Annotated in this window: 1 protein-coding gene; it reads right to left on the bottom strand. The window is 64.8% G+C overall.

Annotated features, from left to right (window positions below):
• The coding region (locus JKL45_RS29720) for a transposase (RefSeq protein ID WP_201865379.1) at positions 1 to 599 on the bottom strand (599 nt) is incomplete at both ends.

Here is a 599-nt window from a genome sequence, read left to right as displayed (position 1 = left end):
TGCTTCAGGCGGGTTGTCCTGGCCTCGGTCTCCGCGCCAGCCTGCCGGTCGGCGCGATCCAGTGCGGCCAGGTAGCGTGCGATGCCGGCCTCGACCTGCTCGATGCGCTTGGCCACCTTGGCGACGGTGAAGTTCTTATCGCGATTGTTGACGGCCTTGAACTTGGAGCCATCAAGGGCGACGACGGCCCGGGTGAACAGGTTGAGCTGGCGGCACAGCACGACGAACTGGGCACAGGCTGCGCGGATGGCTGGTCCATTGTCGCGGCGGAAGTCGGCAATGGTCTTGAAGTCGGGCATCAGGCGGCCGGTCAGCCAGATCAGTTCGAGATTGCGCTGGGTCTCGCGTTCCAGGCGGCGGCTGGACGGGACGCGGTTGAGATAGCCGTAGATGTAGATCTTGAGCAGGGTGGCGGGATGATAGGCGGGTCGGCCCGTCACCTCCGGCACGATGCCGGCAAAGCCGAGGGCCGCCAGATCCAGTTCGTCCACGAAGGCCTCGATGATGCGCACAGGATTGTCGGGTGCCACGTAGTCGTCCAGGCAATCAGGAAGCAGCGTGGCCTGCCGGCGGTCGTCCCCTTCAACGAAACGCTTCAT

Source organism: Microvirga soli (genome assembly GCF_016734765.1).
Taxonomy (GTDB): Bacteria; Pseudomonadota; Alphaproteobacteria; order Rhizobiales; family Beijerinckiaceae; genus Microvirga; species Microvirga soli.
This window is presented reverse-complemented; position numbering and strand designations above follow the sequence as displayed.